Source organism: Chitinophagaceae bacterium (assembly GCA_016699815.1).
In the GTDB taxonomy this organism is placed as follows: Bacteria; Bacteroidota; Bacteroidia; order Chitinophagales; family Chitinophagaceae; genus Ferruginibacter.
Map to the genome: position 1 here is coordinate 1827776 of CP065012.1, position 16116 is coordinate 1843891.

General features: G+C 37.1%; 11 protein-coding genes. 2 read left to right on the plus strand and 9 right to left on the minus strand.

Features of this window, described 5'->3' with window-relative positions:
* The 3 genes from IPO46_08100 to IPO46_08110 all read right to left on the minus strand — a co-directional run bounded on the left by IPO46_08100 (position 1) and on the right by IPO46_08110 (position 6163).
* Positions 1–2463: a carbohydrate binding family 9 domain-containing protein gene (locus IPO46_08100; GenBank protein ID QQS62093.1), complete on the minus strand. Its 2463-nt coding sequence runs from the start codon at positions 2461–2463 to the stop codon at positions 1–3.
* A 189-nt stretch (positions 2464–2652) separates the two neighbouring features.
* Positions 2653–4803: an insulinase family protein gene (locus IPO46_08105; GenBank protein ID QQS62094.1), complete on the minus strand. Its 2151-nt coding sequence runs from the start codon at positions 4801–4803 to the stop codon at positions 2653–2655.
* 52 nt (positions 4804–4855) lie between these two features.
* On the minus strand, positions 4856–6163 hold the full coding sequence (locus IPO46_08110) for an insulinase family protein (GenBank protein ID QQS62095.1): 1308 nt from the start codon (positions 6161–6163) through the stop codon (positions 4856–4858).
* A gap of 258 nt (positions 6164–6421) precedes the next feature.
* Here IPO46_08110 and IPO46_08115 point away from each other — a divergent pair, with 258 nt between their 5' ends.
* Positions 6422–7966, plus strand: coding sequence for a DUF853 family protein (locus IPO46_08115; GenBank protein QQS62096.1), 1545 nt, complete (start codon positions 6422–6424; stop codon positions 7964–7966).
* 269 nt (positions 7967–8235) lie between these two features.
* Here IPO46_08115 and IPO46_08120 read toward each other — a convergent pair whose 3' ends face one another.
* From IPO46_08120 to IPO46_08135, 4 genes are all read right to left on the minus strand, one after another.
* Positions 8236–10155 (minus strand): RecQ family ATP-dependent DNA helicase, encoded by a 1920-nt coding sequence (locus tag IPO46_08120; GenBank protein QQS62097.1) that lies wholly within the window; start codon positions 10153–10155, stop codon positions 8236–8238.
* 629 nt (positions 10156–10784) lie between these two features.
* Positions 10785–11357 (minus strand): hypothetical protein, encoded by a 573-nt coding sequence (locus IPO46_08125; GenBank protein ID QQS62098.1) that lies wholly within the window; start codon positions 11355–11357, stop codon positions 10785–10787.
* Between the two features lie 3 nt (positions 11358–11360).
* Entirely contained in the window at positions 11361–12323 is a 963-nt protein-coding gene (locus IPO46_08130; protein QQS62099.1) for a hypothetical protein, read from the minus strand.
* 26 nt (positions 12324–12349) lie between these two features.
* Positions 12350–12769 carry a hypothetical protein gene (locus IPO46_08135; protein ID QQS62100.1) on the minus strand — a complete coding sequence of 140 codons (420 nt, stop codon included), beginning with the start codon at positions 12767–12769 and terminating at the stop codon, positions 12350–12352.
* Between the two features lie 224 nt (positions 12770–12993).
* Between IPO46_08135 and IPO46_08140 the strand changes: the two genes are divergently transcribed.
* Positions 12994–13227 (plus strand): hypothetical protein, encoded by a 234-nt coding sequence (locus tag IPO46_08140; protein QQS62101.1) that lies wholly within the window; start codon positions 12994–12996, stop codon positions 13225–13227.
* A 94-nt stretch (positions 13228–13321) separates the two neighbouring features.
* On the opposite strand, the gene IPO46_08145 is transcribed toward IPO46_08140, so the two are convergent.
* On the minus strand, positions 13322–14230 hold the full coding sequence (locus IPO46_08145; protein ID QQS62102.1) for a hypothetical protein: 909 nt from the start codon (positions 14228–14230) through the stop codon (positions 13322–13324).
* Positions 14231–14260: 30 nt separating this feature from the next.
* Positions 14261–16081 (minus strand): hypothetical protein, encoded by a 1821-nt coding sequence (locus IPO46_08150; GenBank protein ID QQS62103.1) that lies wholly within the window; start codon positions 16079–16081, stop codon positions 14261–14263.
* Positions 16082–16116 lie beyond the last annotated feature (35 nt).

Below are 16116 nucleotides of genomic sequence, written 5' to 3' on the forward strand. Positions count from 1 at the left end.
CTATTTTTTCTTTTTCCACTTTTTTAAATCCAGGTAATCCAGGTAATAAATAATTTTTAAGGAAAGGTTATTGTTCTGGTCTTCTTTAAGCGTATTGCCAATATTGTGAAAATAGTTTTTCTCCACTTCATCCCTGAATTCCATAATAGAATTTTTCCATACCAGGTTTAAGAAGCTGCCCGGGGCAAACTGCCAGGTGTACACAAAATCAATATTAAAAAAGTTTACATTTTTATTTTCATTTTGGCCGTATGTAAAATTGGGTAATAAAGAGCCGTTATTTTGAAGGGTATAAAATTGCTTATAATTTACTTTGCTCCAGTAATGCCTTACCCGGGTATTAATGCCCGATTTTGCATTGAAATTGTATTTAAAATTCAACACATTTTCTATTTCGTTCCTGTCCCTTCTTCCAAAAATAATATCATTGCCATCTATACTTGCAAAACCTATATTATTAACCTGTGGTTCTATGCCCAATTCATGAGCAATGGAAAATTTATCATTAAACCTATAGCGATGGAAAAACTCAAACTCGTACATAAATCCATTAAACAAACTTCGGTTTAAGTAAAATAAATTTATATTAGCCTTATATTTTTTTGCATCGTTGGATTCTACCCAAAGGTTACCGTAGGCGCTTTTCCATCCCCTGAAAAACCTTCCCTCTACCCTGGGTTCATTAAAATCGTTGTACTCCGGTTCATAGCCTACCATTGCCCCTGCATTCCATAAGTTTTTCAATTGTGTGTTTGCGTTAACATTCACCGCTGCCGATCTGTACCTGGATGGATCAAGTTGCCGGGAGTAAAAAGAATTGAAATTTAAAAATAACTTATTGTACCAGTTTGTGGGTTTTAGCCAATTGTAACCCATGTACATACTATGGTCTAAAAAATTATTAAAAGTGAAATAGCCCATATCCCTGCTGTTATATTTAGCATTACTAAGCGACTGGTTTATTATAAACGTAAAGCGCCCGCTTGATTTTCCAAAATACAGTTTGCTTGAAAACCCTGTTATGGTTTTTTCGTTTTGACCGGTATTAAAAATGTTGCTGCTGGCAATTTCGCCGCCATAGTTCCAACGGTTTTTCTTATCGTTAAAATCAAAAAGCGCTGCTGTTACATTGGCGTCATAGGTTTTACCGCTTCTCCATACATTGGTATTAATCAAACTAATGCTTGAATTATTTTTTAAAGATTGATTAAGAACAAGGATATTATAATTGGTGAGTGGATTGGTTTCAATTTTACGTTGCCTGTAGCTATCATCTTCTACAATAGCATATTGTGGATTGGATAGAGCATTAAAAAAACCTACACCCAACCCTTTCTGCGTTCTGCCTGAAATTTTTGTGGCATTGATTAATTTAGTCTCTACAGGGTTTTTTACAATATGCTCATTGGGCTGTAACTGATCTTGAACTGTAATATAATTTACCGGAAATCCACCAATACGCCTGGAGTAAAACAAATTTCCTTTACCGAATAATTCGGTTCCTTCTGTAAAAAAAGGCCTGTTCTCAGCATATTTTATTTCAAATGGGCTAAGGTTAAGTTGCTGGTTATCGCTTTGTACTTGTCCAAAATCGGGTATCAGCGTCATGTCTAATGTAAATGCCTGGTTAATGCCGAATTTTACATCCATTCCGCCATTTACAGACGATGACCAACTTTTTACCACAGGATCAGGCGATGGAAAATGATTGATATACGAAGAAAAATAGGGAGAAAATTGCAACCTTATTGGCGGCTTACCAATGCTTAGGCCTTTCCATACTGCTTCTTGTGTGAGAAAACCATTTACCCTTGGGTCAATTGGGTTCCAGGTATATTGTTCCTCACTTGTTCTTCGCCTCCTGGTAATATTTAAGCCCCAATCCTGAACGTCTTTATTGCCAAATCGAATGGCCGAAAAGGGAATAAACATTTCTAAGCTCCAGCCGTCATTATGTATTGCTACATTACTTTCCCAAACCGCATTCCACGAAAAATCTTCTGATTCGGAATTGGGTGAAGGCGGAGACATTTTTGCATCCCATTGCTCATTGAGTGGCGTAACAAAATATTCAAATCCATTGAGCTTGTCGTAATAAGTGTCAAGCGTAAGTCCTACATAATCATTGGTGCCAAATCCATCTCTTCCGGAAAGTTCTTTTGCAATGCTATCTTTACTATTTTCATAACAGTATGTACCAAAGTAAATACCTGTTTCATTGTACATAAGATAGGCAATGGTACGGGTAGCAAATCTTTCTTTTGCTCCTGGGTTCCTGCGAAACTCCGTCATGTCTTTCATTACCGGCGCATCTTTCCAGGCTTCATCATTTAAAAGCCCGTCAATTTTTATAGGTTTTGTAGTTTTATAAGCAGGAAGCTCTAAGGGAGGTTTTGTTTGCGTAAATGCAACCGTGGAAAAGAATAACAACTGTAGAGACAGTAGTATTTTTTTAAAATTCATAAACTGTTTTTAATGGCTATACTTAAAATCCTTTTACGAAGATAGCGTTGGTTTTTTTCTTTTTTTTGCCGTTCATCATTTCTTTAAGGCTTTATGAAACGCTTAACAGTACTGCTTTTTTGGGCTATGGAGGTACATAAAAAAACGGGTTGATTTTTACAACCCGTTGAAAAATATTTATTTAATTAATTATTGAAAATCCTGGCTGCTTACGCCTTCGTTAAATTTAATGTCGGTAACCTTAAAGGTAACCTCTTGCTCATCACGGTTTTTGATTAATTCAAAGGGTACGGTAAAGTTACCTGCTTTGCGGTAATCGTTATACACCGTTGTTTCTACTTTACCATCTGCAGTGGTTGCTTCTTCCTGTAATAACAGGCCCGATTTTATTGAATATTGTTGTATGGATGTTTTGCCACTGGGCATCACCACTTTTAAGCGATATGTAGCTTCGTTATTGTAATTTCCGGAGCCAAGGTAATCCAGTTTATAATCGCTGCTCAAATAACTGAGTTGGGGAAAAATACCTTTTTCATCTTTCAATTCTTTTGTTTCTTCTTCATCGAGGTCTTTCTTTTGCGGGCCTCGCTGCTGGTAACCGCTGGTGCCGTTAAATACTTGTTTAAAAATAGTCATGGTTCCCATTTTTAATTCCATAGCTGTAGAATTGGGTAACATCTTTTTTTCTGTACCATCGAAACTGCGCCCCATTACATCCATCGAAAGATTGGTTAAGCTGCTGTTTATTTTTTTCAATTCTTCTTTACCTCCAATAGCTTTGAGGTAACTATCAACAATATCAAAAGCAGAAATTTTATCGGTAGTTTTTACAGATGGGTCAGCTTTTACTTCTTTTACTTCTTCCACAACAGGATTGGCAAACCTATCGTATTTTTTTATGGGGAAGCCATACTTAAGTAAACCAGGTATTATTTTATCTGCATTGCCAGCAATTAATATCCTTGAATTATTTTCACTAAAATATTTTGCAGAAACCCTTTTAATGTCATCCAGTGTTACGGCATTTATTTTTTGGAGAAATGTACGGTAAAAATCTTTTTCTAAACCGTTAATAAGAATATTGCTTGCATAAGTTGCAGTTTTTGCAGGGTCTTCCATGCCCAATGCAAAGCTACCGTTGTACAGCGCTTTGGCATTTGCCAGGTTTTCGGCAGTTACTTTTCCATCTCTCATGGCAAGTATTTCTTTAAAAATTTCTGATGAAGCGCTATCTACTTTTTCTGTTCTTACGGCTGCTGTTGCCGTAAATAAAGCTGGGAAACGGCCATTGCCTACACTGGAATAACTGCCATAAGTAAACCCGTGTTTTTCCCTAAGGTTCATAAATAATTTAGATTCTGCACCGCCACCCAAAATATAATTGGCTAATAACAGGGCATGATAATCGGGGTTGCTTAATGGATTGTTTACAATATTGCCCACCCTTATTTCTGCCTGTACTGCTGTAGGGATATTTATAAAATCTATTTCGGTTTTTGCAGGGTTTTCTGCTTTTGGCGCTGTGGGAACCGGTAATTTTTTACCATCCCATTTGCCCAAATATTTTTCGGTAAGCGCTTTTGCATTAGCTGCTGTAATGTCGCCTACAAAGGTTAAATAAGACCGGGAAGGTGTTATGAAATTTTTGTAAGATACTTTTACATCATCCAGCGAAATATTTTTTACCGATTCTTCAGTAGTAAATTCACCCTGTGCCGTTTGCTTGCCATAGCTTAACGCTTTATAAACCCTGGATGCAATTTGCGGCGTACTTTTTTCTTCGGTTTTTAAGCCGGTAATGGTCATTGATTTTAATTTGTCAAAAGATTCCTGGGTGAATGCAGGATGTTGCAGACCCTCTGCCATTAAACTAAAAGCTTTTTCAAAATACCGGGTAAGTGCACTTGCAGATGCGCCACTTGCAGAAAAGTTTACATCTGCACCCAGTATATCTACAGCTTCATCAAATTTATCCTTGGGCATTTGGGTAGTGCCTTCGCCAAGCATGCTTCCTACAAGATCAAGCGTACCGGCTTTTTCGCCTTCAAATACCGGGCCGTAGTCAACAAAAAAACTGGCCCTTACTTTGGGAAGTTTATGGTTTTCTACCACCAATAGTGTAATGCCATTGGGTAAGTTATAAATTACCGGGTCTTTAAGTGTAATAACTGGCGCAGGCCCGGGCTTTGGCCTTTTACTACGGTCTACAGGTGTGCCCTGATTGTAAACGGGTTGTACTTTCTTTACTGTTTTCTTTTTGGATGTAGTGGTTTTTTTTACCTGGGCAATTCCCATTTGCAAGCAAAACAAACCTATTAAAAGCGGAATAATTTTTTTCATTACAATGTATATTTAATTCTGTTGGTTAAATTAATATTTAAAAGTAGCAGCTTTACTTTTTGGGTAGGTAATACAATACCAGCCTCTGGTTTTTGTTCAGGTATTTTTTGGCTACATTTTGTAAATCCTGCCTGGTAATTTTTCTTATTTCATCCAGTTCACTATTAATTTGATTGGTGTTGTGAAAAAAAGTGTATCCGTTTGCCAGGTTTTCGGCTACACCCAGCATTTTACTGTTGGCGCCTACATAACTATTTTCAAATTGATTTTGCAGTTTGGTATATTCGGTTTCGCTAATTAATGAATCCTGCACTTTTGCAACTTCTTCATCAATGTCTTTTAGCAAAGTATCTAAAGGCGTATTATTATTTGGTATGGCAAAAGTAAAATATGCGCCATAATCTTCTAAGGCGTAATTAAAGGAGCCAGCAGCAAGGGAGTTTTTTTTGGTATCTACCATTTTTTTATAGAGTCGGCTGCTTTGGCCCTGGCTTAATACAGCAGATACCATTTCCAGCGCTTTAGATTCTTTATCCGTCATTCCGGGTGTGCGCCATGCACAAAGAATAGCCGGAATTTGGATATTGTTGTCGTATGCAGTATCAATTATTTCTTTGGTAATCGGGTCTTCGGTTATTTTAGTTTTTATAATTTTTTCACCGGCAGGTATCCCTTCAAAATATTCTTTTACCCATTTTTCAGTTTTGGCAATATCAATATCACCGGCAATTACCAATACGGCATTGTTGGGTATATAATATTTCTTGTTAAAGGCCTGAAACTCGGAGAGAGTTGCTGCATCAAGGTCGGCCATACTGCCAATAGGTGTCCATTTATAAGGGTGCTTTGTAAATAGGTTTGCAAATGCATCACTAATAATATTGCCATAAGGCCGGTTATCATTGCTTAATCTTTTTTCTTCTTTTACTACTTCATTTTGGGTTTTTACGCCAATTTCATTAATTACCGGGTGAAGCATCCTTTCACTTTCCAGCCATATACCGGTTGCCAATTGGTTAGAGGGAAATACTTCGTAATAAAAAGTGCGGTCCTGTGTGGTGTTGGCATTGTTTTGACCGCCATTGCTGCTAACAATTTTCATAAATTCACCACGCTTTATATTTTCACTTCCTTCAAATAAAAGGTGTTCAAAAAAGTGGGCAAATCCGGTTCTGTTGGGTTGCTCATCTTTACTGCCTACATGGTACATTACTGATACAGCAACTACCGGGGCCGTTTTATCCTGGTGAAGCACTACATGCAAGCCGTTTTTTAAATTATACTCAGTAAAGGCAACTTTTTGAGCAAAAACAGGCAATGCTGCACATAAAATTAAAGAAAGAAAAAGATTTTTTTTCATGTGTTTATTTTTATTGTTTTCAATTGTCACACGTAATTCGCCATTAAACATTGTTCAAATGATCTCACAACTAGAGGGATGGCTTATTTCATGATTAAAAATTAAGGTTACAAATGTAGGACAATCGTGGCAGTGAATTTTAATATTCCCGTCATATTCGATTAAAGGAAAATTTGTAGTGTTAAACGGTGAAAAGTTGAATAAACTTTTATTTAAATACCTGCTGCTTCGTATCTTTCCGAATATAATATTATAAGTATGGCAACAAAAGAAGAATTTATTGAAATTATTAAAAATGGCTATTCTTTTAAAGGCGAAAGCGCTCAAATTGGCGCTGGTATTTTAAATGGTGAAGTGGTAAGCGAAGCAGCGGTATTCCTACCATTTAAAACTATGAACAGGCATGGCTTAATTGCCGGCGCAACCGGAACGGGTAAAACAAAAACCCTGCAGTTAATCAGCGAATATTTGAGCGATGCCAGTGTTCCCGTTTTGCTTATGGATATTAAAGGCGACCTGAGTGGTATTGCAGCAAAAGGAGAAGCTAACGATAAAATAAATGAACGCTATCAAAAGCTTAAATTATCCTATACGCCGGCCCAATTTACTGCCGAACTACTCACCCTTACCGGCAAAGATGGCGTAAAACTCAGGGCTACAGTAAGCGAATTTGGCCCGGTACTACTGAGCAAGATACTTGGCCTTAATGATACACAGGGCGGCCTTGTGGCTATTATTTTTAAATATTGCGACGATAACCAAATGCCATTGCTCGACCTTAAAGATTTTATTAAAGTATTGCAATATATAGGGGCAGAAGGTAAGGCAGAAATTGAAAAAGTATATGGAAAAATATCCACTACCTCTACCGGAACCATATTAAGAAAGGTAATTGAACTGCAACAACAGGGCGCTGATATTTTCTTTGGCGAAAAAAGTTTTGAGGTAGAAGACCTCCTGCATATTGATGATAGCGGACGGGGAGAGATTAATATTTTAAGGGTAACCGATATACAGGACAAGCCTAAAATGTTCAGCACTTTTATGTTGCAAATGCTTGCCGAGCTTTACGCAACTATGCCCGAAGAAGGCGATTTGGATAAACCCAAGCTGGTAATGTTTATTGATGAAGCGCATTTAATTTTTCAGGAAGCAAGCCAGGCTTTGCTGGAGCAATTGGAAACCATTATTAAATTGATACGCAGTAAGGGCATTGGCATTTTCTTTTGTACCCAAAACCCCATGGATGTGCCGGCAAGCATACTAGGCCAGCTTGGTTTAAAAGTGCAACATGCTTTAAGGGCGTTTACTGCAGCAGACAGAAAAACCATAAAACAAACGGCAGATAATTACCCCGAAACTCAATTTTATAAAACCGAAGATTTAATTACTCAATTGGGCATTGGCGAAGCATTTATAACCCTGCTTAATGAAAAAGGAATACCCACGCCGCTGGTACACGTAATGCTTTGTAGCCCCAGAAGCCGTATGGATATTTTAACCGATAGCGAAATTTCTTCCCTAAATGCAAAAAGCAAACTTATTGCAAAATACAATGCCGAAACCGACAGCAAAAGCGCCTATGAAATACTTACTGAGAAATTGAAAATTGCTGCTGAAGATGCGCCTGCCGAAAAAACAAAATCTGGTAAAGAAGAACCTTCAGCCCTGGAAAAAGTGGCCAGCAATACAGTAGTAAAAAGTATGATGAGAACTGCGGGAAATACTATTGTACGTTCATTATTGGGCTCTTTGGGTTTGGGCGGAACTACAAAACGTAGAAGAAAAGGATTATTTTTTTAATAACACATTAATATTACAGGTAATAAACGTTTTAATTTTTTTTTATAAGTATCTAAATATTTCTATCTGTTAACTTATTGATTATTAGGCTTATAGATGAAATTTGTAAAAATGTGGATAAATTTGTAGTACATATTCTACAAAAACTGTAAAAAAAGCTTGGTTTTTTGTAAAACTGCTAATATATTTGCCTTGGTTTTTCATAGGATATTGGATTTTAAAGCGGGACTAGATTTCCATCTTGGTCCCTTTTTTATTTTATGTACTGCCTATTGTTTAAGCGCTAATATTTCATTTCCAGCTTCTTTTATTATTAGTCCTTCAGCCATCATGTAATCAATAACCTGCCAAATTTCTTTCTCTGAGCTGGGTTTAAGCAGGGTTAAAAGCTTGTTAACAGGCGCTGGGTTTTGTAGTAAAATTTCTAATACTTTGCCGGATATTTGCCGAAATTTTTTATGGTTAAGGCCGGTTTTGCTTTTTGCATCAATGCAATTATCACAAATACCGCATGGCTGCATTTTTTCTATACTGCCTAAGTAGCCGGAGATAAAATTATTTCTGCATTCTTTTGTATTACGGATATAAGCAATCATAAATTCCAGCCTTTCCATATAATGTTTCCTTAAGGTTTCCGTTCGCTGGCTGTCTATTTTAAAATCATCAAGGTACATGCGGTTTTGTAAAAGTGTTATTTGTTGCCTATCGGGCTGTGCCGAATAATTTACAATTTGATAATGATGCAGGGCTTTTAAATGCTTCTCAGCATCCTGCTTTGGCATTTTTAAAAAGTGGGAAAGTGCGTTTTCGAAAATAGTGGCCGGGTAATCAAAAATACCTTCATAAGAACGGAGCAGGCCCTTGATAATGGTATCGGAGCCGGGATGCAATTTTATAAAATCTTCCAAATCTTTTTTACTGCAGGTAAAAACCAATGTAGAAAAATTAAAGCCCGGTTCATTGTAGGTAAGCAGCTCCTGCCTGCCAAGCATTTCAATTACACCGGCGCTTAAAAATTTATCCAGAGAAAATTTTTGAGAAAAATCTGCAAGGTCAAAAGCATAACTTATTCCTTCGCCAGAGCCAGCGGGTACCTGCAGGTAATTCATTAATGCCGTATACACTTTTTTAACTTCTTCCGGCGCAGGAAATTTTATTTTGGCCTTAAGTTGCAATGCATCTGTTTCGCCGTAATTATAAAGCAACACGGCATAAGAGCGCTTGCCGTCCCTGCCGGCCCTTCCGGCTTCCTGGTAATAATTTTCCAGGCAATCGGGCACATCAAAATGTACCACCACCCTCACATCGGGTTTATCTATTCCCATGCCAAATGCATTGGTGCAAACCATAATGCGAATTTTGTTTTTTATCCATTGCTCCTGCTTTTTATTGCGCTCTTTATTGCTTAGGCCAGCATGATAAAAGCCAGCCGAATGTTTGTGCATTTGCAGCATTTCGGCAATTTGCTGTGTTTGTTTCCTGCTTTTGCAATATACCAGTGCACTGCCCAAAGTGTTGTTGATTATTTCCAGCAATTTGGTTTGCTTGGATGTGGGGTTAAAAACACTGTACGTTAAATTGGGCCGCTCAAAAGATTGCTGAAATTTTTTATAATTTTTTGAAAAGAGCAGTTTTTCACAAATATCAAGCTGCACTTTTGCTGTGGCAGATGCGGTTAATGCAATAATGGGAACACTGGGCAGCTCTTCCTTTATTTCGGCAATGCGTAAATACGAAGGCCTGAAATCGTAACCCCACTGAGAAATACAATGCGCTTCATCCACCACAATTAGCGAAGGGTTAATAGCAGGTAAAAACTCTTTAAAAAGCCGGGTTTGCAGCCTTTCCGGCGACAAGTATAAAAATTTATAATTTCCATAAGCGGCATTTTGAAGCGTTTTTTTTATTTCGGTAAAATGCATACCGGAGTAAATGGCCAGGGTATTAATGCCTTTTTGCTGCAGGGTTTCTACCTGGTCTTTTATTAAGGCAATAAGCGGGCTTATTACCAGGCAAATGCCTTCCATTGCCATTGCCGGCACCTGAAAGCATATAGACTTGCCGCCGCCTGTAGGCATCAGCGCAAGTACATCGTTTTTTTGCAATACGGCTTCAATAATATCCTGCTGCAAGGGCCTGAAATTGCTAAAACCCCAATATTTTTTTAATATGAAATGGATATCCTGCACAGTTTAAAATTACAGGAAAGAAAGGCAATACATGGAAGAAGTTTTTGCCAATAGGATGAAGTAAATATTTTTCTGTTGTCATCTCGCCTTTGGCCAAACGACGACTGTTAATTTAAATTATTGTATTTACGATACAATGAAACAGCTATGGCGTCTAATTCTCTACTGTTTCGGTAGTTAATAGCGTTAGAAAATTAGCGCCAGTAATTCCTATATCATTTGATTCATAATGTAGGTTATTGGTGTTTAAGTATTCCCCAGGTATTGAATTGGGGTTAGTAAAACCAAAAGTTTTACGCATCTATGAAATGAAACTTCTTTTATATAGTAAAATGGGACAGAAAAGAAGTGTGAGTTGCCATAAAAAAATCAAAGTCTGTATTATCGTCCCACGGTATCCATCCATCGCCTTCTCCCGGTTCGGGGCAATCTCCGGGGTCTTCTATATTATTGGTTGCGGTAAATGGAGTTGGGTTGTTTTACTTCTCGGTTCGTGGCACACGAAACGAAGACAGAAGTAAGGATACTTTCCACCAAAGCATTCGTGTGCCATGAACGCATACGTAGCCTTCCATGTGAAGGTTTTTTTATCTTCATTCTTCCTTTGGTTCTAATAAAATATTAATCTTCTACCACCTTTCTAATACAATTTTGTCTTGGATTATCCAATTATCCTGTTTGTTTTCCAATAAAAAAGCGACCATCCTACCCGCTTTTGGAGATGATGCAATGGAAGCAATAATTATTGCTTTTTTCTTTAAAACATAAGGTTTCCCAAAACTTATAGCCCCTACAAAATCATTATCAATTATATCAACATTAGCTGTCCCGGTTAATGAATATCTTCCTGTGTTGCTTACCTTTTCTAAATTAATAGTTGTGTACTGCTTGTTATCTTGTGGTTTTTTTACTACATCAATAAATTCAGTTAATCCCTTATTGCCAAGTTCAACGATTAATGACCTTACTGGTTTGTCACTATTGATAAAAAAAGTATCAACTAGCACTTTAAATTCTTCTTTAGAAGATGATGTATAACGAGGAGTGTCCTTTGGGGCAGGAAAAAATGTACCATAATGGTAGGCCGTGGTATCAGTAAAGTTTATAAAATTACTGTTGACAATTTCATAAAATAAACCTGATGATTTAGATTGGCACCCTACCAAAAGGCACAGTAAAATTATAATTAATGGGTATTTCATATACTAAAAATATTTGCTATATTTAATTACGACATTTTCGGCATTCTGATCATCAACAATTACATTAAAAGCATCCATTTCAAAACCATATCCAAAATCATAAACACCTTCACTTTTGTTATTGTGGGTAGTTCCTAAATGTATATACTCATGGAGAATTGTTACAGCTAATAAAAAGGCTGTTGCTTTTTTCGTACTTTCGAAATACGATTGTTCAAGACCTCTAACATAACTAGCTCTGACATGCAAAGTATTAATTCCATTATTTTTATCATAATACCCAAACCGCCCCCCCATTTCTTCAACCTTTATTGTTGGGCCTTGGCCATATGTAAGATGCTCAAGGATTTGTTGCTTAGAAAAACCAGAATAAGCCTGTAAGGCATTCAATACTTCTGGGTTTTCTTTTACAAATGTCTTCAAGTTTTTTACCAGTGTTGTAAATCGGGGATAACGAGTTTCATAATCATCTGCTGGATTAAAGTAAAAGTCAGGCCCCTCTAATGGATTAGGGTCAGTGAACGTTGTGCCGTCATCATTTGAAAAAGTCCAAATAAAAGGAGGAGGAGCATTGTCATTAAAAACGGGAAAATCATCCTCTCCTTCCCACGGCAACCATCCATCACCCGGGCCGGGTACAGGGCAATCTCCGGGGTCTTCTATATTATTGGTTGCTGTAAAAGGAGCTGGGTTGTTTTGTGTGGTTTCGCAGGGGTAAACATAAGGTATTGGCCCACCGCCATTGCTTCCGCCGCCTTCACCCGTTGAGCCGCCTCCTGTTGAGCCAAGTATATCGGGATAATCTATACCAGTACAAATATTTGTTGTAGTTGTAACCAAATGACATGAATTTGTTGGGCAAGATCCTGCATCACATCCATCTTCGTCACTACATACTGCAGCCCCCGGAGTGCCGCAAACCGCTTGCGTTTGTGTAAATGAACTACATAAGATTAGGTATCTCATATTTGCACTATCTGTAATTGAAAAATTTATTTCATTAAGTTTAATTTTTGCGTTGCTATATGAGCCGTATCGGTACTTAAAATTTTTGGGTTGGTTATTTTATAATACTCTTCATTGAACACTATTTTATTTAATGCCATACTCAGCATGGCAAATGCCGAAGATGCGGTTTTTGAATTATCTAATTTTTCTTCGTAAGCTTTATAATCTTTGGCAAGTGAATAGCTAAGGCTTACGCTATCGTTGAGCGTTGCACATATAAAACCTTTAACGCTAAACTCGCCTTCCATTACAAAAGGTATTAAAATAGTGGTATCGGTAACGCCATCGAGGCTATTGCCTGCAAGGCTTGCATGGGCATACTGCTTTTGGGATGTGCCCATCAATACTTTATTCCAAACAGGGTAGCCATTAGTTGTGGCAAATTTTGAAATAAATTCTTTCACATTATTACGCCGTTTAATTTCATTAATCACTCTTGCAACAGAGGCATTTGTGCCTGAAGGTACTGCAAAGAATTTATTTGCTACATTAGGCTTGGCCTTGTAAAAATCTTCTTTTTTGCAGTTAAGTTGAAGAAAGCACAAAATTGCCAATACGGCTAAAAAAAGTGGGAGGAGAATTAATTAATTTACTTTTCATAAAACAGCAGGTTTAAGGTTAAAAACTTATGTACACAAATATAAAGGCAAAAGCTATTGCCAGGCAATACCCGGAATTAGGTATTTTTAGAATTTCCGTCTTTGTTGGTGTTGCGTGTTGCATTTTGCATTTGCAAAATCACCAACAAAAAAAGGCATGGGTAAGAATATCAAAAATAGTTTTTCCTAAGTGGTTAACTGTTGGTCGCTCACCTGGGCTTCATTGCCTGCACGCAATACCAACAGCGGCGAAAAATACATGAAATTAATACTACCGGTCACAGACTGGCTTTAAATTTATTTCACAAGTGATCCGCCACAGGAGGATATCTTGTGCCAGTTTGGGCATTAGCTTTATCACCTTTCTAACTCCACTATTTCCTGAATTTTGAAGTTCACTTTTCCATCATAGATAAATGTAAAATTTATGGAACTCAAATCAAAGAAAAAGTTTTTTGCATTAGTTTTTATTTCAAATATTGGTTTTTTTCTGAATTGGTCGTAATCAAAAATGAGATTTGTAAACCCACCTTGGTAGGAATAAATACCTGTTAGACAATGGCATGAATCTTCAATTTTTAAAATTTCTAAGTCTTTTGGTTTTATAAATGATATGCGAAATTCTAACGGTGTGCCAGAGTTGAGTGATTTTCTGGTGAATTGGCCATCATAGAAGTAAAGAAATTCTCGGTTGTTATTCCAATCCTCAAAATCATACTCTATATAGGGTTGGTACTTCTTTCCAGAAATCCAAACAGCAAACTCCGGTTTTCTCTTTAGCTTATCAAAATAAAAAATAATCTCTCTGCTCCTTGGTGAATTCTCTTTTACCTCTTTTATATTTACTGATGATGCGATAGAATCAATTTTCCTTGTCTTATCTTGATTGTAGAGAAACACCGTAAATTCTTCCGGTTTTATCAAACGGACTTTCCCATAGGAAAGTCCGTTATCATAAACATTAATAGTTTCATAGGAATTAATATACCCCATATCATGAAAGCCCCAACTACCTGTCCAGATTCTGTGAGTGGTGTAAACAGTGATATTAAATGCCCCTTGATACCAGAGTTCGGATTTATCAAAAGTAAGTTTGATTGTAGTAGATTGATTGGGCTCAATATTTTGTTGAAATAGTACTTTATTCAACCCTTTATCGGTCGAAACAATTGAGTCAATTTTATATGCCGAAAAATTGTTTATCTTTAATTCAACCTCTATTTGCGCTTTGCATGAGATTATAGCACATAAGGCAAAAAAAGACATCGCAAACTTTAAACTATAATAAATCATTCGTTATTGATTAGTTGACTTAGTTACGGTATTCGATAAAATGTTATTTCCATCATGGTCGGCCAAAGGGAATAAATACGATATATTGCTTGTATTCTGCATAGCACTAATTACTGAAGCTTGAATAACGCTACTTGAGGTTGTAATACTGTAATTTTGACCAAGATGAGCACCTGCAGTATTGTTGTGTAAATCCATTAGGATTTCAAGTGAATTATTGGTGGAGCCAACTTCATGAGCACTCGTAAATAGCAAAGTTATTGATTTTCCAAAATCAGAAGCATCTAATGCATTCCAAAATGTATGTCTAAATGCATCTCCTTTTCCATTGTGAATTCTTGTAAATGTTCCGTTTGTCACAAGTTGTTGAGCTGTATTTAAAGCATTTGTTGAATTTTTTATATGAAAAACGGCTTCTGCCCTAAAGATACAAAATAACATTATTTCAGTAGCATTTGGCTGTTCATCGGGGTTTAAATCATCAATTGTAATGTTATCTCTTATCCAGTTTTCATCTTGCCACCACTCATATGGCATTAGATCATCTTTGCCAGGATAGTTATCTACTGTGTAGGTAAGAAATGTATAATTGGTTTCTGCTAAATACTTTAAGGCCTCAAGTACGATGGTGTTATCAATGGCAGGATTCATAAACCAATTTTGAAATTCTTCTATAGTTGTACTTGGGTTGTTAATGAGAAAATCAATTGCCCATCGGATAAAATCTTTAGCTTCAGTTGAAAAGCTATGTTCGGTTAAATAGCTTGAAAAAATTTGTACAAACTGAGCATTTGCAGTATTACCCCAAAATTCGTTTTGTGCAGGAGTAAGAGTTGCCAGAAAAAAATCAAAGTCTGTATTATCGTCCCACGGTATCCACCCATCACCTTCTGTAGGTTCGGGGCAATCTCCGGGGTCTTCTATATTATTGGTTGCGGTAAAAGGAGCTGGGTTGTTTTGTGTGGTTTCGCAGGGGTAAACATAAGGTATTGGCCCACCGCCATTGCTTCCGCTGCCTTCACCCGTTGAGCCGCCTCCTGTTGAGCCAAGTATATCGGGATAATCTATACCAGTACAAATATTTGTTGTGGTTGTAACCAAATGGCATGAATTTGTTGGGCAAGATCCTGCATCACATCCATCTTCGTCACTACATACAGCAGCCCCCGGAGTGCCGCAAACCGCTTGCGTTTGTGTAAATGAACTACATAAGATTAGGTATCTCATATTTGCACTATCTGTAATTGAAAAATTTATTTCATTAAGTTTAATTTTTTGCGTTGCTATATGAGCCGTATCGGTACTTAAAATTTTTGGGTTGGTTATTTTATAATACTCTTCATTGAACACTATTTTATTTAATGCCATACTCAGCATGGCAAATGCCGAAGATGCGGTTTTTGAATTATCTAATTTTTCTTCGTAAGCTTTATAATCTTTGGCAAGGGAATAGCTAAGGCTTACGCTATCGTTGAGCGTTGCACATATAAAACCTTTTACGCTAAACTCGCCTTCCATTACAAAGGGTATTAAAATAGTGGTATCGGTAACGCCATCGAGGCTATTGCCTGCAAGGCTTGCATGGGCATACTGCTTTTGGGAAGTGCCCATTAATACTTTATTCCAAACAGGATAACCGTTTTGGGTAGCAAATTTGTTTACAAATTCTTTGCGTTCATTTCGTTTTTTAATTTCATTCATTACTCTTGCAACAGAGGCATTTGTTCCTGAAGGTACTGCAAAGAATTTATTTGCTACATTAGGCTTGGCCTTGTAAAAATCTTCTTTTTTGCAGTTAAGTTGAAGAAAGCACAAAATTGCCAATACGGCTAAAAAAAGCGGAGCGGGGGGGGGAAATT

Excerpts from the sequence above, each read along its gene's own strand:
- IPO46_08125 (QQS62098.1), bottom strand. The coding sequence starts at position 11,357 with ATGAAATACCCATTAATTATAATTTTACTGTGCCTTTTGGTAGGGTGC.
- IPO46_08100 (QQS62093.1), bottom strand. The coding sequence starts at position 2,463 with ATGAATTTTAAAAAAATACTACTGTCTCTACAGTTGTTATTCTTTTCC.
- IPO46_08105 (QQS62094.1), bottom strand. The coding sequence starts at position 4,803 with ATGAAAAAAATTATTCCGCTTTTAATAGGTTTGTTTTGCTTGCAAATG.
- IPO46_08115 (QQS62096.1), top strand. The coding sequence starts at position 6,422 with ATGGCAACAAAAGAAGAATTTATTGAAATTATTAAAAATGGCTATTCT.
- IPO46_08145 (QQS62102.1), bottom strand. The coding sequence starts at position 14,230 with ATGTCTTTTTTTGCCTTATGTGCTATAATCTCATGCAAAGCGCAAATA.
- IPO46_08130 (QQS62099.1), bottom strand. The coding sequence starts at position 12,323 with ATGAGATACCTAATCTTATGTAGTTCATTTACACAAACGCAAGCGGTT.
- IPO46_08110 (QQS62095.1), bottom strand. The coding sequence starts at position 6,163 with ATGAAAAAAAATCTTTTTCTTTCTTTAATTTTATGTGCAGCATTGCCT.
- IPO46_08140 (QQS62101.1), top strand. The coding sequence starts at position 12,994 with ATGTACACAAATATAAAGGCAAAAGCTATTGCCAGGCAATACCCGGAA.